Here is a 25,667-nt window from a genome sequence, read left to right as displayed (position 1 = left end):
GCGCGCGAATCTCGGAGGTTTACAGCCGCATCCTCCGAGACACGCGCCGATCTCCGAGAAAGGTGCATGGTAACCGCGCGGCGCGTCAGGAGCGCCGCGCGCGGGCGCGACGCAGGGCCTTGTCCGTCTCCACCACGAGCGCGGGGATCACCGACAGCGCAAGCGCCAGCAACCACTCCCCTCCGCTGAGGCTCGTGGTCATCAGCAGGTTCTGGGCGAACCCGACCTCGACGCAGACGACGGTCAGCGCGACAGGGATCCACAGCCATTTGAGCGCGTCCGCCCACGGCGCCGTGAATCCGGATGCGGGGTCCCGCCGCATCCCCATCCCCGCCAGCACGGATCCCAGACTGATGACGACGAACGCCATCGTGACCGGCACCGACGCCTCCGTCGTGCGCGCCTCGCCGGGCGCGAGCAGCAGCGCCGCGAGTGCGGTGGCGAAGATGGCGCCGCCGTACACGAGCCACTGCGTGATGGAGCCTCGATTCGCGAGCGTCTGACGCACGTCGCGGGGCGGCCTCGACATGATGCCATCCGGGTCGGGCCCGAACGTGATGGTCAGAACGGGGAAGAACGTGATGAAGGTGCTGAGGAAGATGACCATGAGCGGCGTGAGGGGCACGCCGTTGTTGATGTCGAAGACGCTGGCGGCGAGGAAGAGCAGCACGAGCGAGAACAGCGTCGACATCTGGTAGCGGACGTAGCCGACGATCTTCTCGTAGATCCCGCGGCCCAGCCGGATCGCTTCGACGAGGGTGCCGAAGTCGTCGTCGGTCAGAATCATGCGCGCCGCCTGCTTCGTCACCTCGCTCCCGGAGCCCATGGCGACACCGATGTCGGCCTGTTTGAGGGCCGCGGCGTCGTTCACCGCGTCGCCGGTCATCGCGACGATCTCGCCGCGCTCCTGTAGAAGGCGAGCCACTCGCAGCTTGTCCTCCGGTGTCACGCGCCCGAACACGTGCAGCTCGGGCAGACGGGCCGACAGCTCCACATCGCTCAGTTCGCGCAGCTCCGGGCCGCTGATGGCGCCGGGACCGAGGCCCAGCTCGTCGCCGATCGCGGCCGCCGTGACGGCGTGGTCGCCCGTGATCATGCGCACCTCGATGCCGGCGCCCGCAGCGATCCGCACGGCCTCGATCGCCTCGGGACGCAGGGGATCGACGATGCCGACGAGAGCCACGAACACGAAGCCGTCCGCGAAGGCCATCGGATCGGCGATCGCCTCCTCCCGCTCGTCGTTCAGGATGCGGTAGCCGAATGCCAGCACGCGCAGCCCCTCGCCCGAGAGCCGGGCGTTGGCCGCGAGGATCTCATCACGGGCATCGGCGATGGGCACGACGCCGTCGGCGTTCAGCGCGTGCGTGCAGCGCTCGAGCACCACATCCGGTCCGCCCTTGATCGTCGCCACGAACGCGCTGGCGCCGTCCCACGGTACGTCGTGGCAGGTCACCATGAACTTGTACGCCGAGTCGAAGGGCACCTCCGCCACGCGCGGGTACAGCCGCCGCGTCTCCTCCGCATCGGCGCCGAGCTTCGCCGCGAGCACCACCAGTGCCGCCTCGGTCGGGTCCCCCACCACCGCGCCCGCATCCGAGACGGTCGCGTCACTGTTGAGACACAGCCCGTACGCGAGCGCCGTGAAGTCGGGCACGTCGAGGCCGGCGGCATGACGCAGTGCGCCCGCCTTGCGGTAGCCCTCACCCTCGACCGAGAACCATTGGCCGCGGGCGTAGAGCCGGCGAGCGGTCATCTGATTGAGCGTCAGCGTTCCGGTCTTGTCGGAGTTGATCGCGGAGGTGGCGCCGAGCGTCTCGACATCGCTCAGGTTCTTGACGACCGCCCGGTGCTCGGCGAGCTGCTTGGCGCCGTACGAGAGCATCACCTGCACGAAGGTCGGGAGCCCGGACGGGATGGCGGAGACCGCCATGGCGATCCCCACGAGCAGGACCGTCTGAACCGACTCGCCGCGGGCGAATCCCAGCACGATCATGATCGCGACGGCGCCCCACGCGATGAGTCCCAGAACCTTCGTGAGCCCGTCCAGCTCCCGTTGCAGAGGGCTCCGCGTGCCGACGACCGCCGTGAGCATCCCCGCGATGCGGCCCATCTGGGTCTGCATACCGGTCTCGGTCACGACCATCACGGCGGTGCCGCGCGTGAGGCTCGTGTTCTGGAAGAGCATGTTCTCGCGGTCGCCCAGCGCGACGTCGTCCTCGGCGAGCGTTACCGCATCCTTCGGCACCGGCGCGCTCTCCCCCGTCAGCGCCGACTCCTGCGTCTCGCAGGTCGCGCTGCGCAGGAGACGACCGTCCGCCGGGACGAGGTCACCGGCCTCCAACTGGACGACATCGCCGACGACGACGTCTGTCGCATCGATCTGACGCAGCGTGCCCTGGCGGATCACCCGCACCTGGGGGATCTGCAACTGGGCGAGGGCGTCGACGCTGCGACGCGCGGCGAGTTCCTGCCGCGTGCCGAGCACCACGTTCAGACCCACGAGCAGCGCCACCACAACGGCGACGGAGGGTTGCGCGATGAGGATGCTGACCACGACGACGCCGATGAGCATGAGGTTCATCGGATCGGCGAGCTGACGCAGCGCGATGGTCACCGCGCGGGGCGAGGGCGGCGCGGCGATCGCGTTGGGTCCGTTCTCGGCCCGTCGTCTGGCGGCCTGCTCGTCCGACAGCCCCTGGGCGGCGTCCGCGCCGAGCTCGGCCGCCACACGGTCGGCATCCATCGCCCACCAGGCCGCAGCCTCGGGTTGCGCGTCCATCGGTGCCTGTGTGCCGCTCATGGCCCACCTCCCCGATCGCGATCATAGCGACGGGGCGGGATGCCGCCGCCGCATCGCTCTCGATGGATGAGCACCCGATTCTCCGGCCACGATGCCGCGGCGACAACCCCGATGCCCCTATCGTGATGCTCATGCCGCGCTTCGACATGGATCCGCACGCCCTCCGCGAGTACCGGCCCGAGGTGCGCGAGCCCGCCGACTTCGACGCCTTCTGGGCCGAGACGATCGCCTCCTCCCGTGCCGCGGGCGAGGAGGTGCGCTACCAGCGCGTCGCGTCGCCGTTCACCCTGGTCGACGTCTACGACGTCACCTTCAGCGGCTTCGCGGGCGAGCCGGTGCGCGCCTGGTTGACCGTGCCGGCCGGTGCCGACGAGCCGCTGCCGACCGTCGTCGAGTACAACGGCTACGGCGGCGGCCGAGGGCTCGCGGGCGAGCGACTCGGCTGGGCCAACGCGGGCTACGCGCACCTGTTGATGGACACCCGAGGCCAGGGTTCGATGTGGGGAAACGGCGGCGACACCCCCGACCCGCACGGCACCGGACCGTCGGTCAGCGGCTTCATGACGCGCGGCATCGAGGATCCCGCCCAGTACTACTACCGTCGCGTGTTCACGGATGCGGTGCGCCTGGTGGATGCGGCGCGCACGCTGGACGTCGTCGACGCCGACCGCGTCGCGGTCTGCGGCGGCAGCCAGGGCGGCGGGATCGCGTTGGCGGCCGGCGCGTTGTCCGAGGGACTCGTCGCGGTCATGCCCGACGTACCGTTCCTCTGCCACTTCGAACGGGCTGTGGGACTCACGGACGCGGATCCGTACCAGGAGATCGTGCGCTACCTCGCGGTGCACCGCCACACCGAGGAGCGGGTGTTCACCACGCTGTCCTATTTCGACGGCGTCAACATGGCGCGCCGGTCCGAGGCACCCGCCCTGTTCTCGACCGCGCTGCACGATCAGACATGCCCGCCCTCGACGGTCTTCGCCGCCCGCAACCACTACGCGGGCGAAGCGGAGATCGAGGTCTACCCCCACAACCAGCACGAGGGCGGTCTCATGTACCAGTGGTTCGCTCAGACGGAGTTCCTCGCCGCACGCGTGTGAGTTCGGGATGCGGCGGTCGCCGCATCCCGAACCGTCACACGAGCGAGTCGCGCCAGGCGGCGTGCAGGCGCGCGAACGTGCCGGTGCCGCCGATGAGCACCTCGGGAGCGTCGTCTTCGACGATACGGCCGTGCTCCATGACCAGCACGCGATCCGCGATCGCGACCGTCGAGAGGCGGTGGGCGATGATGATGGCCGTGCGGTCCGCGAGCAGGGTCCCGAGAGCCGATTGGATCTGACGCTCGCTCGGGATGTCGAGCGAGGCCGTCGCCTCGTCCAGGATCAGCACCGCCGGGTTCGCCAGGAAGGCGCGCGCGAACGAGATCAGCTGACGCTGACCCGCCGACACGCGCCCGCCGCGCTTGTTCACGTCGGTGTCGTAGCCGTCGGGGAGCGCCTCGATGAACGCGTGCGCACCGACGGCCATCGCCGCATCCCGCACCTCGGCGAGGGTCGCGTCCGGCTTTCCGAGCGCGATGTTGTCGGCGACCGTGCCGCTGAACAGGTACGCCTCCTGCGTGACCATGACGATCGCTCGGCGCAGATCCGCCGAGCCGAGCGTCCGCAGGTCCACGCCGTCGAGCGTCACGGCACCGCGGGTCGGGTCGTAGAAGCGCGAGACCAGCTTGGCCAGCGTCGACTTACCCGCGCCCGTCGTGCCGACCAGCGCGATCGTCTGCCCCGCGGGCACGTCGAGCGAGAAGTCGGGCAGCACCACGCGCCCGTCGCCGTAACCGAACGCCACGTCGTCGAAACGGATGGCCCCGCGCGGGCGCTGGAGTGCGACCGGATGCGCCGGCTCGGGAACCGTGGGCTCCTCCTCCAGGACGCCCGACACCTTCTCCAGTGCCGCTGCCGCCGACTGGTAGGAGTTCAAGAACATCGCCACCTCCTGCAGCGGGGAGAAGAAGTTGCGCACGTACAGCACGGCGGCCAGCAGCACACCGATCTCCAGCGCTCCGCCGGCGACGCGGATGCCACCCAGGAGCAGAACCGCTCCGAGGCTCAGTGTCGAGATCGCCATCAGCCCGGGCTCGAACGTACCGAACAGCCGGATGGAGCGCATGTTCACGTCGCGGTACTGCTCGCTCAGCTCGCCGAACTCGACGTCGCCGCGCTTCTCCTTGCGGAAGGCCTTGACCGCACGGATGCCGGTCATGGTCTCCACGAAGTGCACGATGACCTTCGCACTGATCACGCGCGACTCGCGGTAGACCATCTGCGAGCGGCGGTAGAACCAGCGCATGAGCAGGCCGAGCGGGATGCCCATGACGATGAGCACGACCCCGCTCTGCCAGTCCAGCAGCAGCAGTGCGATGAGCGTGAAAGCGCCGAACAGCACTCCCGAGACGAGCTCGTTGAGGCCGCCGTCGAGGAGCTCCCGGATCGTGTCGAGGTCGCTCGTCTGCCGGGAGATGATGCGCCCCGACGTGTACGACTCGTGGAACTCGAGGCTCAGCCGCTGCGTGTGGCGGAAGATGCGGGTGCGAAGGTCCAGCATGACTGCCTGCGTGAGGCGTGCCGCGACCACCGCATACCACCCGATGAGGGCGGCACCCAACAGCCCGGACGCGAGATAGACGGCCACGACACCGATCGTGGGCAGCCAGTCCAGCTCGTTCAGCACCGCCGGCAGCGCGTTGTCGATACCGAATGCGATGAGCGCGGGACCGACCACCCGCAACGCCGTCGACACGACGAGCACGACCGCGGCGAGGATGAGCTTGCCGCGCAGCGGCGCGATGAGCGAGCCGAGCAGCCGCATCGAGCGGCGCCGGATCTCCCGGCTCTCGGCGCGGGTGTAATCGGAGCGGTCTTCGCCGCTGGTGCCCGTGACGGTACTCATCGCACCTCCTCCTTCTCCTGCTCGTCCAGACTCGAGATCACGTGCCGGTAGTGCGCAGAGGATCGCATCAGCTCGCTGTGCGTGCCCACCGCGGTGACGCGGCCGTCCTCCAGCAGGGCGACGCGATCCGCGAGGGCGACGGTCGAGGGCCGGTGGGCGACGATGAGGGCGGTCGTGTCGGCCAGCACCCGCCGCAGCCCCTCCTCCACGCGCGCCTCCGTGTCGACGTCGAGAGCCGACAGCGGGTCGTCGAGCACGAGCACCGACGGCCGCGCGGCGACGGCACGGGCCAGGGCGAGACGCTGGCGTTGGCCTCCGGAAAGACTCAGTCCCTCCTCCCCGATGACCGTGTCGACGCCGGCGGGCAGATGCTCGACGAACTCGGCCTGCGCGACGTTCAGCGCTTCGCGCAGCACGCGCTCACCCTCCGGCGACGCCGCATCCAGGTCGTCTCGCCCGAGCAGCACGTTCTCCCGCACGGAGGAGGAGAACAGCGTCGCGTCCTCGAACGCCATCGAGATGTGCGTGCGCAGCTCGGCCAGGGTGAGGTCCCTGACATCGACGCCGTCCAGCGTCACGCGTCCGCCGGTCACGTCGTAGAGACGGGTCGGCAGGGTGGTCAGGGTCGTCTTGCCCGAGCCGGTGAGTCCGACGAGCGCCATCGTCTCGCCCGGCTCCAGGGCCAGGTCGATGCCGTCCAGCAGGTCGCGCTGCGCGTCCGGTGCGTCCTGATAGCGGAAGTGGACGTTCTCGAAGACGAGCCGGCCCCGCGGGTTCTCGATCGAGACCGGCGTGGCAGGGTCGTCGATCGTGACCTGCTCGTCGAACACCTCGAACACGCGGTCGGTGGCGGTGCGCGCATCCAGAAGGAACGAGAACAGGAAGCCGATCGACTCCATGGGCCAACGCAGCACCGTCGCCATCGCGAAGAAGGCGAACAGCTGGGCCACCGAGAGCTGGCCGAGCTGAGCGAGGACGATCCCCGCCGCCAGACACAGCGCGAAGGCGATCTCGGGCAGCAGCACCAGCCAGAACCAGATCACACCGATCGCCGTGGCCTTACGCAGCTCCGTCTGGCGCAGCGTCTCGGCCTGACGCGCGAACTTCGCCAGCGCGTGGGATCCACGCCCGAAGGCTTTCAGAACGCGGATGCCGTGCACGCTCTCCTCGACGGCGGTCGCGAGATCGCCCGCCTGGTCCTGGCTCTGGCGCGCGAGCACCCCGTACTGCTTCTCGAAGCGGTACCCGGCGTACCAGAGGGGTGCCGAACATAGCAGGAAGATCGTGCCCAGCACCCAGTGCCATTGGAACAGCAGCACCGAACCCAGCGCGATCGTCAGCACGTTGACGACGAGCAGGATGACGCCGAAGGCGAGCCAGCGCCGGATGAGGCTGATGTCCTGCATCATGCGGCTGAGCAACTGACCCGACTGCCACCGGTCGTGGAAGGCGACAGGCAGCCGCTGCAGGCGCGCGGCGAAGCCGGTGCGCAAGGCGTACTCGACCCTGGTCGAGGGCGCGAGCACGAACCAGCGCCGGCCCCAGACGAGGGCGGCCTCGGCGAGCCCGAGTCCGATGACGGCGAGCGTGCCCCAGAGGATCTGCGTCGGGTCCGCGGATGCGATCGGCCCCGCGACGACGCCCTCGAGCACGAGCGGGATCATCAGGGCGACGACGCTGGCGGCGAGCGCGCTGACGGCGCCGAGCACGAGCGGCCGCAACACGGGGCGCACGAACGGCAGGAGCCTCGCGAGGGCGCGAAGCGTGGACGGTTCGGTGGACGAACGAGAGGGTGTGGAACTCATGATCCTCGAGAAGAGCGTGCGACAGCTGTGCCGCAGAAGGATGAGGTCGCACGCGCAGGTGCGGCGGCCCGAAGAGGGAGAAGGCCGCGCGGAGGCGGCGGGCGGCAGCTACGCGAAGCGCGCGGGCACCGCGAGGACGGCGGGGGTTTCCGCAATGGCGAATGCCTGAGTCATATCGTCCTCCTCGAGTGCACGGATGCCGCGGCGAGTGCACGCGACAGCCCTCCAGCTTATGCTGTGTGTTCGCTGAGTGCAACGATCAGTTCCGCGCGGGCATTCCCGCCGCGTGCCGATCAGGCGGCTTCGCGGGCGAGCAGGCTGCGCTTGACCTCGACGCCCCACGCGAAGCCGCCCAGTCCGCCGCCGGTGCGGAGCACGCGGTGGCAGGGGACGAACAGCGCCGGCGCGTTGCGCGCGCAGACGGATGCCGCGGCGCGCACCGCGCGGGGACTCCCCAGTGCCGCAGCGAATTCCGCATACGTGAGAGGCTGCCCCGGCTCGATACGTCGCAGCATCCGCCAGCCGGCGAGCTGCCCGGCAGTACCCGTCTGGTGCACCTCGACCTCGTCGATGGCCCGGACATCTCCGCCGTAGTAGGCCGTCACCGCATCCAGGGCATCGACCACCCCCTCGACGATCTCGGCGGGTCGGTCCGCGGCACGCACGCGGGCGACGATCACCTCGTGGTCCGCGCTCCAGCCGGACGCGAGGACGCGCTGCCGATCATCGACGAGAGCGGTGAAGGCCCCGTCGGGGGTGGCGATGGTGGCGATGTGCGCGGTCATGCGATGCGGCTCTCGTTCGGGACGTGGGAGGGACGGGGGATCTGCGCGGGCACGGCCGCGACGGCGGCCCAGAGGTGTGCGGTCAGGTAGCTGCGCCAGGGTGCGGCGCGGACCGACCACGCCGTGAGGGCACGGGGCTCCGCAGGGAGCCCGAGTCGGGCAGCGCCCGTGCGCACGGCGACGTCGCCGGGCAGGAACACGTCGGGATCACCCGTGACCCGCATCCGCACGTAGTCGGCCGTCCAGGGCCCGATCCCGGGCATCGCCAGCAGGGCGGCGCGCTGCTCGCGGGCGTCGCCGCCGGCGTCGAGCACGAGCGAGCCGTCGGCGAGGGCCGCGGCGGCGCCGACGATGGCCCGGATGCGGGCGGCGGGTCCGCGCAGCACCTCGGCGCCGCGCTCGGCGATCGCCGCCATCGTCGGAAACAGCAGGTCGGTGCCTTCGTGGGCGGGCAACCGCTCCCCCAGGTGCTGCGCGAGAGCGGCGAGCGCCGTGCGCGCCGCGGCGACAGTGATCTGCTGGCCGACCATCGCACGGATGAGCATCTCGTGCGGGTCGGCGGCGCCGGGGACTCGGATGCCGGGGAGCGCGGCAACACGCTCGGCGAGCTCGGGATGCGCTGCGAGCGCCTGATCGACGGCGAGCGGATCGGCATCCAGATCGAACAGCCGACGCACCCGCGTGACCAGCTGCGGCAGGTCGGCCAGCTGCGAGAGGCGGGCGCGCAGGCGGAGCGCGTCGCCGTCGCGGCGCACCTCGAACCAGGTGGAGCCGCCGGCCAGGCGCAGGGTGCGCGCGAAGGTCGTCGCCGTGACGGTCTCCACTCCCGGGAGCGCGCGCGCCGTCATCCACGCGAAGATGCCGTCGTCGTCGATCGGTCGCCGGTGCGCGAGAAGCAGATCGATCTCACCGGGCGTCGCGTGATTCTCGGACTTCCGGCGCGCGCGCAGCGCGAGCGGCGTCATCCCGAACACCTCGCGGACCGTGTCGTTGAACTGCCGCACGCTCGCGAAACCCGCGGAGAAGGCGACGTCCGCGGCGGCCAGGTCCGTTCCGACGAGGAGCATCCGCGCCGTGTGCGCGCGATGCGCCCGGGCGAGCGCGAGCGGCGATGCGCCGAGCTCGGCGGTGAGGATGCGGCCGAGCTGCCGCGAGGAGTAACCGAGACGGTGGGCGAGCCCAGGCACGCCCTCGCGCTCGATGACGCCGTCGGCGATGAGGCGCATGGCGCGCCCGGCGACGTCGCCACGGAGGTCCCACTCCGGTGAGCCGGGCGCAGCCTCGGGCAGGCAGCGCTTGCAGGCGCGATAACCCGCCTCATGGGCGGCGGCGCTCGTGGGGTAGAACGTGACATTCTCAGGCCGCGGCGTGCGGGCGGGGCAGCTGGGACGGCAGTAGATGCCGGTCGTGTGCACCGCGGTGACGAACTGGCCGTCGAAGCGTGCGTCTCGCGCGTCGATCGCACGGTAGCGCTCGTCGAAGGTCATCGTGGAGGTGGGCACATCCCCAGCCTGTCACGCCTCCCGGACGCCGGCTCGCGGGTTTCGGACACCGCAGCGTGCACGTCGACGCCCCTCCTCCCCGCCCCGCCCGTTGGTGCCACACTGTTGCGCACATGCGCCAGTCATTCCCTGGCGCACCTGCGTAAGAGGGCGGGGTCACGCGAACACGCACCCCACCCGCGCCGGGAGCGCAAGCGGCGGCCCGGGTCGGACATGACGGAGTAGCGTCGCAGCATGAGCGAGCAGACCTACGACCTCATCGTCATCGGCGCCGGCCCCGTGGGCGAGAACGTCGCCGACCGTGCCGTGCAGGGCGGCCTCACCGCCGTCATCGTCGAAAGCGAACTCGTCGGAGGTGAATGCTCATACTGGGCGTGCATGCCGTCGAAGGGGCTCCTGCGCGCGGGCGCCGTGCTGCGCGAGGCCCGCGACGTCGACGGCGCGAAGCAGGCCGTGTCGGGCTCCCTCGACGTCGGCGGAGTCCTCAGGCGCCGCGACACTCTCACGCACGACTGGAACGACTCCTCGCAGGTGCAGTGGCTCACGGGCGCGGGCATCGACCTCGTGCGCGGCCACGGCCGCCTCGTCGGAGTCAAGCAGGTCGAGGTCACGGATGCGGACGGCGCCGTCACCCGACTGACCGCCCGCCACGCCGTCGCCGTCTGCACGGGCACCGCCGCTCTCCTCCCCGACACCCCTGGCCTCGCCGACATCGCGCCGTGGACAAGCCGCGAGGCGACCAGCGCGCAGGAGGTCCCCGCATCCCTCGCCATCATCGGCGGCGGCGTGGTCGCCGCGGAGATGGCCACCGCCTACGCGGATCTCGGCGCCGAGGTCACGCTCGTCGTGCGGGGCACGCTGCTGGCGGCGAACGAGCCCTTCGCGGGTGAGCTCGTCGGCCGCGCCCTCGAGGAGCGGGGGGTGCGCATCCTCCGCCACACGAATGTCGTGTCGGCGCAGCGTGTCGGCGACGAGAAAGAGCTGGAGCTCTCGGACGGCACCCGCATCCGCGCGGCCGAGGTGCTGGTCGCGACCGGACGCGTGCCGCGTACCGCGGATCTCGGGCTGGACACGGTGGGTCTGGCCCCGGGCGACTGGCTCTCCGTCGACGACACGATGCTCGTGACCGGGACCGAGTGGCTGTACGGGGTCGGCGACGTCAACCATCGCGCTCTGCTCACCCACCAGGGCAAGTACCAGGCGCGCGCCGCGGGCGACGTCATCGCCGCCCGCGCGACCGGCAGCGCCGTCGACGACGCCCCTTGGGGCGCGCACGTCGCAACGGCCGACCACGAGGCCGTTCCCCAGGTCACCTTCACCGACCCGGAGGTCGCCTCGATCGGGTTCACCGAGGCATCGGCGGTGGCGGCGGGCCGCCGCATCCGGGTCCTCGACTATGACCTCTCGTGGATCGCCGGCGCCGCCACCCGCGCCGACGACTACCGGGGTCAGGCGCGCGCCATCGTCGATGAGGATGCGGGCACGATCATCGGCGCCACGTTCGTCGGCGAGGATGCGGCCGAGCTCCTCCACTCGGCGACGATCGCCGTCGTGGGCCAGGTGCCGATCACGCGCCTCTGGCACGCCGTGCCGTCGTACCCGACGCTCAGCGAGGTGTGGCTGCGGTTGCTCGAAGGGTACGGCCGCCCGAGCGCCTGAGCCCCCTCCCGCAGGTGGACAACCGCCCCGCAGGACGATCCGGTCGGAATCGTCGTGCGGGGCGGTGATCTCCTGCAGAAGCGCCGGGACTCAGTGGTAGAAGTGGCGCTCGCCCGTGAAGAACATCGTCACGCCGCGCTCGCGGGCGAGGGCGATCGTCTCGTCGTCGCGCACGGAGCCGCCGGGCTGCACGATGGCTGAGACTCCCGCATCCAGCAGCACCTGCGGTCCGTCCGAGAACGGGAAGAAGGCATCGGATGCGGCGACGGAGCCGACCGCCCGGTCGCCCGCCCGCTCGACGGCCAGGCGGCACGAGTCGACGCGGTTGACCTGGCCCATCCCGATGCCGACGGTGGCGGAGTTCTTGGCCAGCACGATCGCGTTGGACTTGACGGCGCGGCATGCCTTCCACGCGAAGATGAGGTTCGTCATCTCCTCGCCGGCCGGGCGCTCGCCGGCGACGAGCTCCCAGTCGGTCGCGACGGACTCGATGTCGTCCGGGAAGCGGTCGGCGTCCTGGAGCAGCAGACCGCCCGAGACGAGGCGCACGTCCATGCGCTCCTGCTGCCAGTCGGCCGGCAGCTGCAGCACGCGCAGGTTCTTCTTCAGCCGGAACAGCTCGAGCGCCTCCGGCTCGAAGGCCGGGGCGACGATCACCTCGGTGAAGATGTCGCGCAGGTTCTCCGCCATCTTCAGCGTGACCGTGCGGTTGGCCGCGATCACACCGCCGAAGGCCGAGACGGGATCGCACTCGTGCGCCCGCAGGTGCGCGCTCGCGATCTCGTCGAGCGCGTTGGGCGCCGACACGGCGATGCCGCACGGATTGGCGTGCTTGATGATCGCCACCGCCGGCTTGACCATGTCGAAGGCGGCGCGCAGCGCCGCATCCGCGTCGACGTAGTTGTTGTACGACATCTCCTTGCCCTGCAGCTGCAGAGCCTGCGCGATGCCGTGTCCGCCGGTGCGGGTGTAGATCGCCGCGCGCTGGTGGGAGTTCTCGCCGTAGCGCAGCGTCGCGAGCCGCTCGGCCTTGATCGTCAGGTGCGCGGGCAGCTGCTCGCCCTCGGCGAGGGTCTCGTCGGCGAACCAGGTCGCCACCGCGCGGTCGTAGTTCGCGGTGTGTGCGAACGCGCGCGCCGCGAGCTCCTTGCGCTGGGCGAGCGAGGTGCCGCCGGCGGCGATCGCGTCGATGATCGCAGGGTACGACTCGGGCGAGACGACGATCGCCACGTTCGCGTAGTTCTTCGCCGACGCGCGCACCATCGCGGGCCCGCCGATGTCGATCTGCTCCACCACGGCGTCGCCGGATGCGCCGGATGCCACTGTCTCGACGAACGGGTACAGGTTCACGACCACGAGCTCGAAGGGGGAGATGCCGAGATCGGTCAGCTGCTCCTCGTGGTGCGCGAGGCGGAGGTCGGCGAGCAGGCCCGCGTGGACGCCCGGATGCAGAGTCTTCACGCGACCGTCGAGCGACTCGGGGAACCCGGTCACGCTCGAGACGTCGACGACGTCGTGTCCGGCGTCGCGGATGGTCTGCGCGGTGGACCCGGTCGAGACGATCTCGACGCCGGCAGCGACAAGCGCTTCGGCCAGCCGCAGCAGGTCGGTTTTGTCGCTGACCGAGACGAGCGCGCGGCGCACGGGAACGACATCGCGGTCGCGGTAGAGGGACGGATCGTGGCTGGGCCCGGCCATGGGACTCCTCGGGGTGGGGCGGTTGCGGTGGGTCAGACGGCGGATGCGGCGAGGTCGAGCTCGCCGGTGGCGATGCGGCGCACGACGTCGATGAGCAGACGTCGTTCGACGGGCTTGATGCGTTCGTGAAGCGCCGACTCGTCGTCGCCCGGGTGCACCACGATGCGCTCCTGGGCGAGGACCGGACCGGTGTCGACGCCGTCGTCGACGACGATGACGCTCGCTCCGGTCTCGGCGACACCCGCTGCGACCGCGTCGCGCACGGCGTGGGCGCCGGGGAACTCCGGCAGGTAGGCGGGGTGTGTGTTGATCAGGCGCGGACTCCATGCGGCGACGACCGACGGCGGCAGCAGGCGCATGAGCCCCGAGAGCACGACGAGGTCGGGCTGCCAGACGCGCAACTGCCGATCGAGCTCCTCCCCCCAGGCCTCGCGCTGGTCGACCCCCTGCCAGGGGATGACGAAGCTCGGGATGCCGAACTCCTCGGCGTGTGCGAGACCGGAGGCTTCGCGGTCGGCGCCCACCACGATCACACGGGCCGGAAAATCGGCTTCCGCCGCGGCCTCGAGCAGGGCTCGGAGATTCGAGCCGGTGCCGGAGATGAGAACGGCGACCCTGAGCACCCGCACAGTCTAGTCGCGCGCCGCATCCGCCCGCTCGGCGCCCTCATCCGCGCCTCCGCGCGCACCCGTCAGACGCGCGAACACGCCCGACTCGGACGCGATCGCGGCGGCCCCGTCGCTGCGCCGACGCGGCGAGAGCAGCAGGATCGCCGCACCCAGCCCCACCTCGACGCCGACGGCCACACCCACCGCGACAGCGTCCGGCCCGACGGCCGACAGCCGGCCGGGCCCCATGCTGCCGCTGGCCAGGACCGCCATCAGGGCCGTGGCGAGCCCGGCCAGGGCGGCGATGGACAGCGTCAGCGTCACGAGGATGCCGGTGCTCTCCGCATCCGCCGTCGAGCCGCGCGGGCTGAGGCGGGATCGGGTCGCCCACCCCGCGACGGCTCCGACCGCGATCGGGAGCAGGGCGAACAGCAGGTACCAGCTGCTCGCCCCCTCCGGCAGCACACCCAGGATGGGAACGCCCGGCAGGACGCCGAGCTGCGTGCCCGCGGGCGAGACGACGCTGCCCGCGCCGAGCCCGACGCCGGGACCTGCGACGAACGACAGCGCCCAGACCAGCAGAGTCGGCAGGTACAGCAGTTGGGCGAGCGCGAGGACCGCGGCGCCGCCCGCATCCAGGTTGCCCGCCTGCGAGAGCGCGACGATGTTCGGAGCTCGCACGATGAGGCCGACCCCGAGCACGGCTGCGCCCACGGCGACCAGCCCCGTCACGGCGATCACGCCGCCCCGCACCGCGAGCTCGGGTACCTCGGGCCAGGCGCCTCGGGCGCGATCGAGCCGGGCCCGGACGGCGTCGACGGGTCCGTCGTCACCGTCGACCCAGGCACGGTGGAGAGCGCCCGCGAGCACACCGGCGGCGTAGTAGGCGGTGGGATAGCAGATGGCGCGCCACAGATCGGTGCCTGCCAACGGCGCCTGCGAGGTGACGGCGATGCCGGCCGCGAGCGCGGCGAACACGAGCGTTCCCGTGAGTGCGCCGCTCCACGGCGCCCCGGCGCGCCCGGCGCGCGCTCCGGAGCGCCCCCCGAAGAGGAGAGTGAACGCGGCGAAGGCCAGCGGGGCGAGCGAGAGCGTGAAGCTCGCGAGGGTGGGATCGACGCCCAACTCGGCGACGTAGACGTCGGGGAGTGTGATCGCGACGGGAACCGAGTGCCCGAACTGCCAGATGGTCGCAGCGCTCTGCCAGATCGCGGAGAGATCCCCTGAGCCGAACGCGACGAACCAGAACACCGTCAGCGGGGCGCCTGCGACGGCGAGGCCGACGGCCGCCGCCACGAGGGCGTCGAGGGCGGAGAGGAGAAGGACGAGGACGCGTTGCATGGCCTCCTGACCCTACCCAGCGGACCTCTGCACGGCCGTTCCCCACGCCGCCCGCATCTGCCACGGCTCCCCCACGTCGCGCAGCGGGCCGCATCCGACTACTCTCGTCGGGTGCACCACCCCCGTACCACCAGTGTCTCGTCCTCCTCCCCCGGCCGTCTCGACCGCTTCTTCGGCATCACGGCGCGCGGCGCCTCGGTCGGCGGCGAGATCCGCGGCGGCGTCGTCACCTTCGTGGCGATGGCCTACATCGTCCTGCTGAACCCGATCATCCTGTCCGGCGGAACGGATGTGGCCGGCAACGCCCTCGGCTTCGCCCAGGTCGCCGCGACCACCGCGCTCACCGCCGGCGCCATGACCATCCTCTTCGGGCTGATCGCCCGGCTGCCGTTCGCGTTCGCGGCGGGCCTCGGCATCAACTCGTTCCTCGCCGTCAGCGTGGTGGGCGAGGTCACCTGGCCCGAAGCCATGGGCCTGGTGCTCATCAACGGCCTGCTCATCGTGCTGCTGGCCGTGACCGGCCTGCGACGGCTCATCTTCGATGCCGTGCCGATGGCGCTGAAGACCGCCATCACGGTAGGCATCGGTCTGTTCATCGCCTTCATCGGCTTCGTCGACGGCGGACTCGTACAGAGCACGGGCCTCGCGTCGCCTCCCGTGGGTCTCGGCGTGAACGGCTCGATCGCCACCGTCCCGACGCTCCTGTTCGTCCTGACGCTCGTGACCATCGCGATCCTTCTCGCCCGCAAGGTCAAGGGCGCGATCCTCATCGGCCTCGCGGGCGGCACCGTCGTCGCGGTCATCGTCGAGGCGATCTGGCACCTCGGCGCGCGCGCCGACGGCAATGCCGGCGGATGGGGACTCAGCGTGCCGGAGATCCCGGCATCCATCTTCAGCCTGCCCGACCTGAGCCTCGTGGGTCAGGTCAGCTTCGGCGCCTTCGACCGCATCGGAGTGCTCGCGGCCGCGATGCTCGTGTTCACGCTGTTGTTCACGAACTTCTTCGACGCGATGGGCACGATGACGGGCCTCTCGCGCGAAGCGAACCTCGCCGATGAGCGAGGCAACTTCCCGCGCCTGCGCTCCGCGCTCGTGGTCGAGGGCATCGGCGCCGTCGCGGGCGGACTGACCTCCTCGTCGTCCAACACGGTGTTCATCGAGTCCGGCACGGGCATCGGCGAGGGCGCTCGCACGGGCCTCGCGAACCTCGTGACCGGTGGGCTCTTCCTGCTGGCCATGTTCGTGACGCCCTTGACCACCATCGTGCCGAGCGAAGTCGCCTCGGCCGCCCTGGTCGCCGTCGGCGCGCTGATGATGAGCCAGATCCGCCACGTCGATCTCACCGACGTCTCGGTGCTGATCCCGGTGTTCCTGACGATCACGGTCATGCCGCTCACATACTCGATCGCCAACGGCATCGGCGCGGGCTTCGTCAGCTGGGTCGTCATCCGCTCGCTGTCGGGCCATACGCGGCGCATCAGCCCGCTGCTGTGGATCGTCGCGGCCGGCTTCGTCGTGTTCTTCGTGCGCGGTCCGATCGAGGCGGCCCTCGGCGGCTGATCCACCGCTCGCCGAACGAGCATCCGTTCATCCGGCGCGCACGCAATGCCGTGCTCGCTCGACGGACGGATGCTCGTTCGCGTGTGTGCGGGCGCTCAGGCCTCGCGCGGCTCCAGCACGAAGATCGCGATCTGACGGTCGGTCTTGGTCTGGTAGACGGCGTAGTCGGGCCATACGGCCACCGCGCGCTCCCACCACAGCCGGCGTTCGTCGCCCTCGAGCTCGCGCGCGGTGTAGTCGCGCTTGACGGCGCCGTCTTGCAGCTCGACGTGCGGATGCTTGCGGATGTTGTTGCCCCAGGCGGGTTCCTCGGGCGCCCCGCCCTTGGAGGCCACGACGAGGTAGTCCCCGTCGTGCTCGACACGCATGAGAGCGGTCTTGCGCAGGCCGCCGCTCTTGGCGCCGACCGTGGTCAGCACGATGATCGGCACCCCGCGCAGCTCACCGCCCTCGGCTCCGTTGGTGGCTTCGTAGAGCTCGGCTTGCGACCGGGCCCACTCGGACGTGCTCGGCTTGTACTCCCCTGTCAGCGGCATGCGTCCAGGCTACTGCGGCAAGATACGACGAAGGGCGGATGCGGGAGCCCCGGCCGCCCGCATCCGCCCTTCGCGAGGTTGTCCTACAGGCCCTGGATGATCTCGCGCATGAGCGCGGCGGTCTCGGACGGCGTCTTGCCGACCTTCACCCCCGCGGCCTCCAGCGCTTCCTTCTTGGCCTGCGCGGTTCCCGCGGAGCCCGAGACGATGGCGCCGGCGTGGCCCATCGTCTTGCCCTCGGGCGCGGTGAAACCGGCGACGTAGCCGACGACCGGCTTCGTCACGTTCGCGCGGATGTAGTCGGCCGCACGCTCTTCGGCGTCGCCGCCGATCTCGCCGATCATCACGATCGCCTTGGTCTCGGGGTCGGCTTCGAACGCCTCGAGGGCGTCGATGTGCGTCGTGCCGATGATCGGGTCGCCGCCGATGCCGATGGCGGTCGAGAAGCCCAGGTCGCGCAGCTCGAACATCATCTGGTAGGTCAGCGTGCCCGACTTCGACACGAGACCGATCGGGCCCTTGCCGGTGATGTTGGCGGGCGTGATACCCACGAGCGACTCACCGGGGGTGATGATGCCGGGGCAGTTCGGACCGATGATGCGGGTCTTGTTGCCCTTCTGGATCGCGTAGGCCCAGGCCTCGGCGGAGTCGCCGACCGGCACGCCCTCGGTGATGACCACGAGCAGCGGGATCTCGCTGTCGATGGCTTCGATCATGGCGTCCTTCGTGAACGCCGGCGGCACGAAGGCGATGGAGACGTCGGCGCCCGTCGCCTCGATGGCCTCGGCGACGCTCGCGAAGACCGGCAGCTCGACGGGGTTGCCGTCCTTGTCGGTGTGCGAGACGGTCGTGCCGGCCTTGCGCGCGTTGACGCCGCCGACGACCTGGGTGCCCGCCTTGAGCATCAACGCGGTGTGCTTGGTGCCCTCGCCGCCGGTGATGCCCTGGACGATGACCTTGGAGTCCTTGTTGAGGTAGATCGACATGTCTGTGTCCTTATCCGATGCGGGCGATCAGGCGGCGGCCAGCTCGGCGGCCTTGTCGGCACCCTCGTCCATGCCTGCGGCGAGGGTCACGAGCGGGTTGTTCGCCGCGGCGAGGATCGCGCGGCCCTCTTCGACCTGGTTGCCGTCCAGGCGCACGACGAGCGGCTTGGTCGCGGTGTCGCCCAGGATCTCGAGCGCCTTGACGATGCCCTCCGCCACGGCGACGCATGAGGTGATGCCACCGAAGACGTTGACGAAGACGCTCTTGACCTGCGGGTCGCCGAGGATGACGTCCAGGCCCGCCGCCATGACGGTGGCGGAGGCGCCGCCGCCGATGTCGAGGAAGTTCGCGGGCTTCACGCCCCCGTGGTTCTCGCCGGCATAGGCGACGACGTCGAGCGTGGACATGACCAGGCCCGCTCCGTTGCCGATGATGCCCACCTGACCGTCGAGCTTGACGTAGTTGAGACCGGCAGCCTTGGCCTTGGCCTCCAGCGGGTCTGCCGCATCCTTGTCCTCGAGCTCTTCGTGCTCGGGGTGACGCACCTCGGTCGCATTGTCGTCGAGGGTGACCTTGCCGTCGAGGGCGATGATGTTGCCGCCTCCGTCGAGGATGAGGGGGTTCACCTCGACGAGGGTCGCACCCTCGCCGGTGTAGACCGCGTAGAGCTTGACGAAGACGTCGGCGACCTTCTCGACGAGCTCCTCGGGGAAGTTCGCCGCGCGGGCGATCTCGAGGGCCTTGGTCTGGTCGATGCCGGTGAGTGCGTTGACGTCGATGCGCGCGAGAGCCTCGGGCTTCTCGACGGCGAGCTGCTCGATCTCCATGCCGCCCTCGACGCTGGCCAGCGACAGGTAGGAACGGTTGGACCGGTCGAGCAGGACCGAGAAGTAGAACTCCTTCTCGATGGATGCGCCCGCGGCGACCATGACGCGCTTGACGACGTGGCCCTTGATGTCGAGGCCGAGGATGGCCTTGGCCGCCTCGTACGCCTCGTCGGGGGTCTTCGCGACCTTGACGCCGCCCGCCTTGCCGCGGCCGCCCGTCTTGACCTGCGCCTTGACCACCACGACGCCGCCGAGCTTCTCGGCTGCCGCCTTCACCTCCTCGGGGGTGTCCGCGACGATGCCGGCGAGCACCGGCACCTCGTACTTCTCGAAAAGGTCTCGTGCCTGGTACTCGTACAGATCCACTGGGCTTCCTTCGCTGGTCCGAGGGAGGGTGACGCAAAACGTCTCGACGTCGAGATATCGACCAGTCCCCCAGCCTACTCCCCGTGCGGGAGTGCTCCGTTCATGCCTGTGCAGACGAAGGCGGGCGCACGCGCCGCAGATCCGACAGTGCGGGACCCTCGATCCGGCGCCCGTCGGGCGCGAAGCGTGAGGCGTGCAGCGGGCAGTCCCACGTGCACTCCGCGTCGTTCCAGCTCAGCACTCCTCCCAGATGCGGACAGACCGCGGATACGGCGCGGATCTCGCCGTCGACCCTCGAAACACCGACAGGGCGTCCCGCATCCGCACCGACGACGCCCTTGCCCTCCGAGGGGACGCGGGGCGGATGCCCCAGCGCTCCGATCCAGCCCTGGACCGCTTGTCCGCCGACCTTGGCATTCTCTGCCGCGCCCTTGGCGAGATCCGCCGGCACGGTGATGCGGGTGCCGAGCCGGCGCATCCAGTCGGCACGCTCGCTCTCGCCGAGGCCCTCGATCTCCGCGGCGATCCGCAGAGCGGCCGCGGGGCCGTTGGTGAGGCCCCACTTCGCGTAACCCGTGGCGAAGCGCACCCGGCCGCCGGTGCGGGGCATGACTCCGGCGAAGGGGATCAGGTTGTGGGAGGTGTAGTCCTGTGCCGACCAGCGGTGGGTCGGCACCGCCTCCGGCACGTGGCGCCGGGTCCAGGCGATCAGCTCCGCGACGCGGGCGCGTTCGGATGCGGCGCGCCCGACCGGGTGGCCGCCGCCGCCGACGATCAGCCGCGTCTGCTCCCACCGACCATCGCGCTCGGACACTGTGCGTACCGATCTGCTCGGGGCGTCCGCGGAGAGGAACATGCCCTCGGGGAGGGCCACCTCCTCCGGCACGGCGAAGGCCACGGCATACGAGCGCATCGCCGAGACCTTGGCGAAGTACAGCCCGCGATCGAGCACCGCGGCGCCCGTCGCCAGCACGATGTTCTCGGCTGTCATGTCGCCTCGGGCCGTGTGCACCGTCGGCCTCCCGGAGGTGGAGACCCCCGTCGCCCGCACCCCGGTGTGCAGCGTGCCACCCGCAGCGAGGAACGCGAGCGCGAGGGCGTGCGCGGCCGCATCCGGGTCCATCCCCAGCTGGCCGTCCAACGCGACGGCGGAGCGGGCGGGGAACGGCAGGGCGAGTTCGTCCGCCGCGCCCCACCGCACCGGCAAACCGGCCTCCCGGGCGGCCTCGAACTCCTCGCGCACGCGGGAGCGACCGGCGTCGTGCTGTGCGTACGTGAAGGCGGTGCGCACCTCGTACGGCAGGCCCGCACGATCCGCGAACGCTCGCAGCCAGAGCTGCCCGTCGAGGTTCGCCTGCACGTACGCGCGCACGAGAGAGGGCGAGTGATGGGCGCGCAGCGTGGACAACTGCGTCCCCTGCAGCAGCGACACCTTCCCGGTGTTCGCGCCCGTCGCGAGACCGGCGACCTCGCGCGCCTCGAGCACCACGACCTCGTGCCCCGACTCGGCGAGCAGCAGCGCCGTCGCGAGCCCGGTGATACCCGCTCCCACCACGACGATCTCGTGCTCGCCCGGGACGAACGGCGTCGTGGGAACGGTGCGAGCGTGCTGCTTCCAGAGGGGGTCCATGCGGCGCAGTCAACGCGTCCGACGGCGAATGTCCGCGGGGCTTGACACGGCGTCGGAGTCGACGGGCGGACGCGGGAGCAGGTCTAGGCTTGCTCCGCAGATGAGTGAGACAGCTTCCCCCTCAGCCGCGCGTGACGATGTCGTCGCCGCGGCCCTCGACCTGTTCGCGCGGCAGGGTTTCGAGGCGACCTCGGTGGACCAGATCGCCCAGGCCGCCGGCATCTCGCGCTCCACCTTCTTCCGCCAGTTCGGCGGGAAGGACGATGTCGTCTTCGCCGATCACGAGCTCCTGCTCGACAAGCTGCGCATGTATCTGGCCCGGCCGCACGAGAATCCGTGGGAGGCGGTCTGCGAGGCCTCGATGCAGGTCTACCGTCACTTCGCGGCGGACCCCGAGCTCGCTCGCCGCCGCTACACGGTGGTGCGCGATGTGCCGGCGCTGCGCGACCGCGAGATCGTCACCGTCTTCCGGTACGAGCGGCTCTTCGACGAGTACCTGCGCACGGCGCTTCCCGGCCTCGACCCTCTCGACGCAGTGAGCTTCGCGGCCCTCGTCACCGCCGTGCACAACCACGTGCTCCGCCGGCTCCTGCGCGGACCCAAGAAGGTCCCCGCATCGGCGCTGCGCCGAGCCCTCGACGACTGCCTCGACAAGTTCGGGGTCGGCGAGCGGCCCGCGGCCGCCGCCGACGACGTCGTCGTGGCCGTCTTCCCCCGCCGCATGCCGGCCGCGGAGGTCGCCCGCCGCCTCCGCGACGACCTGCGCTGAACTTCCGCCCGCGCCGCGGCGCGACGTCTGCACGGTCCGTGGTGCAGGAGTCCCATGACGTGTCGGATGCGGCATCCCACCCCGCATCCGCCGTGCACGTGTCACGGCATACGGCGTGAGCCGAGCGCGACTCAGGGCGCGGGCAGCAGCGACAGCCCGTGAAGCAGGTCGCCGCGCGAGGCGGCCGCGCACACGCGCACCCATCCCTCGCCCGAAGCACCGAAGGCGGATCCGGGCGCGAGAGCGACGCGCTCGGTGCGCAGGAACTCCTCCGCCCACGCCCCGACGTCGCCGCCGGTCGCGTGGCGGAGATCGATCCACAGGTAGAACGCGCCGTCGGGCACCCGGTAGGCGATGCCCCGCTCGTCGAGCAGCGCGGTCGCCGCATCCAGGTTCTGGCGATAGTGGGCGCGGGCGAGGGCGATGTTGCTCTGGTCGCCGCTGAGCGCCGCCACGCCTGCGCGCTGATCGGGCACGGCAACACACGCGATCATGGCTTCCTGCACCGTGCGGAGGATCTGATCCATGCCGAGCGGGGTGATGAGGAAGCCGACGCGCACCCCCGTCATCGCGTACGACTTCGAGAGCGAGAACACGCCCAGCACCCGGGGCTCGTCGCTCAGCGCGTCGAGCGCGGTCAGGCTCACGTGGGGGTTTCCCCACGTGAGTTCCGCGTACACCTCGTCGCTGATGATCCACAGGTCGCGACGACGCGCGAGCTCGAGGATCCCCTCCGCGAGCTCGCCGTCGATGACCGTGCCGAGCGGGTTCGACGGCGAGTTCACCACGATCGCCCGCGTCCGCGGGGTGATGAGCGCCTCGATGCGGTCGAGCTCGGGCAGGAAGTCGACCTCCGGACGCAACGCGTACGGCACCGGTACCGCGCTCAGCATCCGCGGACTCATCGAGAAGGTCGTATATCCGGGGTCGGGCACGAGCACCTCGTCGCCCGGCCCGAGAACCAGTCCCATCGCCTGGTGCAGCGCCTGCGTGCCGCCCACGGTGACCCAGACCCGCTCCGGCGACAGAGCGGCACCGTGGTTCGCGGTGAAGCGCTCGGCGAACGCCTGACGCAGCGCCGGGATGCCGGCATTGGCCACGTAGTCGGTCTCGTCCGCCTCCCAGGCGCGCGTGGCCGCCTCGATGATGTGCGCTGCCACGGGCACATCGGGCTCGCCGACCGCGAGCATGGTGACGTCGTCCAGGGTGAGCGCGATCTCGAAGATGCGACGGATGCCGCTGGGGGGAACGGATCGCAGGTGGTCGCTGAGGGCCGGCACCCGCTCAGGCTAACGCGTCACGGCAGCGCACCCAGACGGTGGGACTGAGTCCCAGAATTAGCGACACAGCGTGCCACGCGGCTATCGTGTGCGCATGACCTCTCTGCCGGGCGACACCGCCGCCGCCTACGACGTGACCACGCGGCTGGACACCGACTACTACGCCGTGTTCGCCGACATCCCCGCCGCCGACCGCGCCGTCTGGGACCGCGCGAAGGGTTACGTCGACGAGGTCGGCGACCGGATGGTGTCCGCCTGGGACGACAGCTCCTACCCGCTGGATCTCGTCACCCGCCTGGGCGAGCTCGATCTGTACAACGACGGCATCGAGCACCCCTCTCTCACGCGCTTCTCGCCGCTGGCCGCGGGCCTGGTCAACATGGAGGTGTCGCGGGGAGACGGATCGCTCGGCACGGTCATCGCGGTGCAGGGCGGCCTCGCCCTGCGCACCCTCGCCCTCTTCGGCTCCGCCGCTCAGCAGGAGCGGTGGCTCGAGCCGCTCGCTCGGGGCGAGGTGCTGGGCTCCTTCGCGCTCACGGAGCCCGACCACGGATCGGACTCCGTCTCGCTCGAGACCGTCGCCCGCCGCGACGGCGACGGATGGGTCCTGCGCGGCGCCAAGAAGTGGATCGGCAACGGGGCATCCGGCGGCATCACGTTCGTCTGGGCGCGGGTGGACGATGCCGAAGCCGCCGAGCACGGCGCCGTGCGCTGCTTCCTGGTCCCGCAGGAGACTCCGGGCTACACGGGCACGGTGATCGCCGGCAAGGCGTCGCTGCGCGGCATCCATCAGGCGCACATCGCGCTCGATGACGTGCGTCTGCCGGCGGATGCGGTGCTGCCCGGTGCCCGCAGCTTCAAGGACGCATCGACGGTGCTGTACTCCACCCGCTCCGGCGTGGCGTGGTCGGCGCTCGGGCACGCCACGGCCTGTTACGAGGCCGCACTCTCGTACGCGCAGCAGCGCGTGCAGTTCGGCAAGCCCCTCATGAAGTTCCAGATGGTGCAGGAGCGGCTCACGCAGATGCTCGACGAGCTGACGGCGATGCAGCTCTACTGCCGACGCATGGCGGATCTCGAGACCGCGGGCGCACTGCGACCGACACAGGCCTCCCTCGCGAAGTACCACAACACCCGCGCCGCGCGCCGCATCGCCCAGACCGCTCGCGACCTCATGGGCGGCAACGGCATCCTGCTCGAGAACCGCGTGATCCAGCACATGGCCGACATCGAGGCCATCCACACCTACGAGGGCACCGAGAGCGTGCAGGCCCTGCTGATCGGGCGCGACATCACGGGCACCGGCGGCTTCGTCTGAGTGCACTGTCGCCCCGGCATCCGCGCGTCAAGACGCAGACGCCGGTCGGATGCGGCCGATACGGTCGTCGCATGGGACTGTTCCGCCGCGCACCGCAGGAGGTGACGCTCACCTCCCGCGAGGTCGAGCTCACCGCACACCGGGCTCCCTGGAGCCTCTGGGGAGATGCGTTCGGGCGCCTCGCGATCCGCGGGCTGCAGATCATCGTGATCGTCGCCATCCTGGCCGGAGCCATCTGGGGCATCCGCCAGGTCACGGTCGTCGTCATCCCCCTCATCCTCGCCCTCATCTTCGCCTCGGCCTTCGCGCCGGTCATGACCTGGATGCGGCACAGGGGCGTGCCCTCGATCCTGGCGACCCTCCTGACGCTGCTCACCGTCGTCGTGCTGCTCACCGGACTCGGATGGATCATCGTGTGGGCGGTCCGCGACCAGTGGGACGACCTCTCGTCGCAGGCGCAGGGCGGCTTCCAGCAGCTGCTCGACTGGGTCAACACGCTGCCGTTCGCCCCGACGTCGGCGCAGATCGATGAGTGGATGGGGCAGCTCGGCGACTTCGTGACGAGTGCGCAGTTCGGCAGCGGTGCCCTCGCGGGCGTCAGCGCCGTCGCGAGCTTCGTCACGGGACTGGTCCTGATGGTCGTGATCCTCTTCTTCTTCCTGAAGGACGGCCCGCGGATGTGGGAGTTCCTGCTGCGCCCGTTCCACGGCACGTCCTACGTGCGCGCGCGCCGCATCGGCGACAAGTCGGTGCAGGTGCTCGGCTCGTACGTGCGCGGCACGGCGGCGGTCGCTTTCGTCGATGCCGTGGGCATCCTGATCGGCCTGCTCATCCTGCAGGTGCCCCTCGCCATCCCGCTCGCGGTCCTGGTGTTCCTGCTCGCCTTCATCCCGATCGTCGGCGCCGTGACAGCCGGTGCGCTGGCCGCCCTGGTGGCGCTCGTGGCCAACGGACCGGTCATCGCGTTGATCGTCGTGGGTGTCGTGGTCGCCGTCAACCAGCTCGAGGGCAATTTCCTGCAGCCGGTACTCATGGGCAGGTCGATGAAGCTGCACTCGTTCGTCGTGCTGGTCGTGCTCGCCGGCGGCACGGCGATCGGCGGCATCCTCGGCACCCTGCTCGCCGTCCCGCTGACCGCGGTCGTCTGGGGGATCATCCAGGTCTGGAACGGTCCCGATAGCCCGGCGAAATGGGCGAGACCCAAGAAGCGCGAGCAGCGGCTCGCGGCGGGCGACGCGAGGGCCTGAGGCGCG

General features: G+C 70.7%; 19 protein-coding genes. 6 read left to right on the top strand and 13 right to left on the bottom strand.

Going from position 1 to position 25,667, the window contains the following annotated elements; translation table 11 throughout:
* Window positions 1-85: 85 nt before the first annotated feature.
* The gene (locus SK224_RS14095) at window positions 86-2,800 is read right to left on the bottom strand and encodes a cation-translocating P-type ATPase (RefSeq protein ID WP_320435291.1); all 2,715 of its coding nucleotides are present in this window, start codon (window positions 2,798-2,800) and stop codon (window positions 86-88) included.
* 131 nt (window positions 2,801-2,931) lie between these two features.
* Between SK224_RS14095 and SK224_RS14090 the strand changes: the two genes are divergently transcribed.
* Window positions 2,932-3,897 (top strand): acetylxylan esterase, encoded by a 966-nt coding sequence (locus tag SK224_RS14090; RefSeq protein ID WP_320435290.1) that lies wholly within the window; start codon window positions 2,932-2,934, stop codon window positions 3,895-3,897.
* Window positions 3,898-3,931: 34 nt separating this feature from the next.
* On the opposite strand, the gene SK224_RS14085 is transcribed toward SK224_RS14090, so the two are convergent.
* From SK224_RS14085 to SK224_RS14070, 4 genes are all read right to left on the bottom strand, one after another.
* On the bottom strand, window positions 3,932-5,743 hold the full coding sequence (locus SK224_RS14085) for an ABC transporter ATP-binding protein (protein ID WP_320435289.1): 1,812 nt from the start codon (window positions 5,741-5,743) through the stop codon (window positions 3,932-3,934).
* Window positions 5,740-7,548 carry an ABC transporter ATP-binding protein gene (locus SK224_RS14080; RefSeq protein ID WP_320435288.1) on the bottom strand — a complete coding sequence of 603 codons (1,809 nt, stop codon included), beginning with the start codon at window positions 7,546-7,548 and terminating at the stop codon, window positions 5,740-5,742. Before SK224_RS14080 ends, SK224_RS14085 begins: the two co-directional genes overlap by 4 nt.
* 293 nt (window positions 7,549-7,841) lie before the next feature.
* Window positions 7,842-8,333, bottom strand: coding sequence for a methylated-DNA--[protein]-cysteine S-methyltransferase (locus SK224_RS14075; RefSeq protein WP_320435287.1), 492 nt, complete (start codon window positions 8,331-8,333; stop codon window positions 7,842-7,844).
* Entirely contained in the window at window positions 8,330-9,820 is a 1,491-nt protein-coding gene (locus SK224_RS14070) for an AlkA N-terminal domain-containing protein (RefSeq protein ID WP_320435646.1), read from the bottom strand. The genes SK224_RS14075 and SK224_RS14070 overlap by 4 nt, the downstream gene beginning before the upstream one ends.
* 249 nt (window positions 9,821-10,069) lie before the next feature.
* Here SK224_RS14070 and SK224_RS14065 point away from each other — a divergent pair, with 249 nt between their 5' ends.
* Complete coding sequence (locus SK224_RS14065; protein ID WP_320435286.1) at window positions 10,070-11,494, top strand: NAD(P)/FAD-dependent oxidoreductase; 1,425 nt, start codon at window positions 10,070-10,072, stop codon at window positions 11,492-11,494.
* A 90-nt stretch (window positions 11,495-11,584) separates the two neighbouring features.
* Here the strand turns inward: SK224_RS14065 and purH are convergent, their stop codons facing one another.
* Genes purH through SK224_RS14050 form a run of 3 tightly spaced genes read right to left on the bottom strand, consistent with a single transcriptional unit; the run spans window position 11,585 to window position 15,141 of the window.
* Entirely contained in the window at window positions 11,585-13,192 is a 1,608-nt protein-coding gene (gene purH / locus SK224_RS14060) for a bifunctional phosphoribosylaminoimidazolecarboxamide formyltransferase/IMP cyclohydrolase (RefSeq protein WP_234073492.1), read from the bottom strand.
* Window positions 13,193-13,224: 32 nt separating this feature from the next.
* Complete coding sequence (purN, locus tag SK224_RS14055; RefSeq protein ID WP_320435285.1) at window positions 13,225-13,815, bottom strand: phosphoribosylglycinamide formyltransferase; 591 nt, start codon at window positions 13,813-13,815, stop codon at window positions 13,225-13,227.
* Between the two features lie 9 nt (window positions 13,816-13,824).
* Window positions 13,825-15,141, bottom strand: coding sequence for a DUF6350 family protein (locus tag SK224_RS14050; protein ID WP_320435284.1), 1,317 nt, complete (start codon window positions 15,139-15,141; stop codon window positions 13,825-13,827).
* Window positions 15,142-15,252: 111 nt separating this feature from the next.
* Here SK224_RS14050 and SK224_RS14045 point away from each other — a divergent pair, with 111 nt between their 5' ends.
* Window positions 15,253-16,701 carry an NCS2 family permease gene (locus SK224_RS14045; protein ID WP_320435283.1) on the top strand — a complete coding sequence of 483 codons (1,449 nt, stop codon included), beginning with the start codon at window positions 15,253-15,255 and terminating at the stop codon, window positions 16,699-16,701.
* A 95-nt stretch (window positions 16,702-16,796) separates the two neighbouring features.
* Here the strand turns inward: SK224_RS14045 and SK224_RS14040 are convergent, their stop codons facing one another.
* From SK224_RS14040 to SK224_RS14025, 4 genes are all read right to left on the bottom strand, one after another.
* Entirely contained in the window at window positions 16,797-17,237 is a 441-nt protein-coding gene (locus tag SK224_RS14040; protein ID WP_320435282.1) for a nitroreductase family deazaflavin-dependent oxidoreductase, read from the bottom strand.
* 83 nt (window positions 17,238-17,320) lie between these two features.
* Window positions 17,321-18,223, bottom strand: a complete 903-nt coding sequence (sucD, locus tag SK224_RS14035) for a succinate--CoA ligase subunit alpha (RefSeq protein WP_320435281.1) — start codon at window positions 18,221-18,223, stop codon at window positions 17,321-17,323.
* 27 nt (window positions 18,224-18,250) lie between these two features.
* Complete coding sequence (gene sucC / locus SK224_RS14030; protein ID WP_320435280.1) at window positions 18,251-19,417, bottom strand: ADP-forming succinate--CoA ligase subunit beta; 1,167 nt, start codon at window positions 19,415-19,417, stop codon at window positions 18,251-18,253.
* A gap of 100 nt (window positions 19,418-19,517) precedes the next feature.
* Entirely contained in the window at window positions 19,518-21,047 is a 1,530-nt protein-coding gene (locus tag SK224_RS14025) for an FAD-dependent oxidoreductase (protein WP_320435279.1), read from the bottom strand.
* Window positions 21,048-21,147: 100 nt separating this feature from the next.
* Here SK224_RS14025 and SK224_RS14020 point away from each other — a divergent pair, with 100 nt between their 5' ends.
* Window positions 21,148-21,816 carry a helix-turn-helix domain-containing protein gene (locus SK224_RS14020; RefSeq protein ID WP_320435278.1) on the top strand — a complete coding sequence of 223 codons (669 nt, stop codon included), beginning with the start codon at window positions 21,148-21,150 and terminating at the stop codon, window positions 21,814-21,816.
* Window positions 21,817-21,947: 131 nt separating this feature from the next.
* Here SK224_RS14020 and SK224_RS14015 read toward each other — a convergent pair whose 3' ends face one another.
* Window positions 21,948-23,096, bottom strand: a complete 1,149-nt coding sequence (locus SK224_RS14015; RefSeq protein WP_320435277.1) for a pyridoxal phosphate-dependent aminotransferase — start codon at window positions 23,094-23,096, stop codon at window positions 21,948-21,950.
* A gap of 94 nt (window positions 23,097-23,190) precedes the next feature.
* Here SK224_RS14015 and SK224_RS14010 point away from each other — a divergent pair, with 94 nt between their 5' ends.
* Both SK224_RS14010 and SK224_RS14005 read left to right on the top strand, forming a co-directional pair.
* Complete coding sequence (locus SK224_RS14010; protein ID WP_320435276.1) at window positions 23,191-24,414, top strand: acyl-CoA dehydrogenase family protein; 1,224 nt, start codon at window positions 23,191-23,193, stop codon at window positions 24,412-24,414.
* 71 nt (window positions 24,415-24,485) lie between these two features.
* Entirely contained in the window at window positions 24,486-25,661 is a 1,176-nt protein-coding gene (locus SK224_RS14005; protein ID WP_320435275.1) for an AI-2E family transporter, read from the top strand.
* The last annotated feature ends 6 nt before the right edge of the window (window positions 25,662-25,667 follow it).

Origin of the sequence: Microbacterium sp. BG28 (genome assembly GCF_034044005.1) — a bacterium.
Classification (GTDB): Bacteria; Actinomycetota; Actinomycetes; order Actinomycetales; family Microbacteriaceae; genus Microbacterium.
This window is presented reverse-complemented; position numbering and strand designations above follow the sequence as displayed.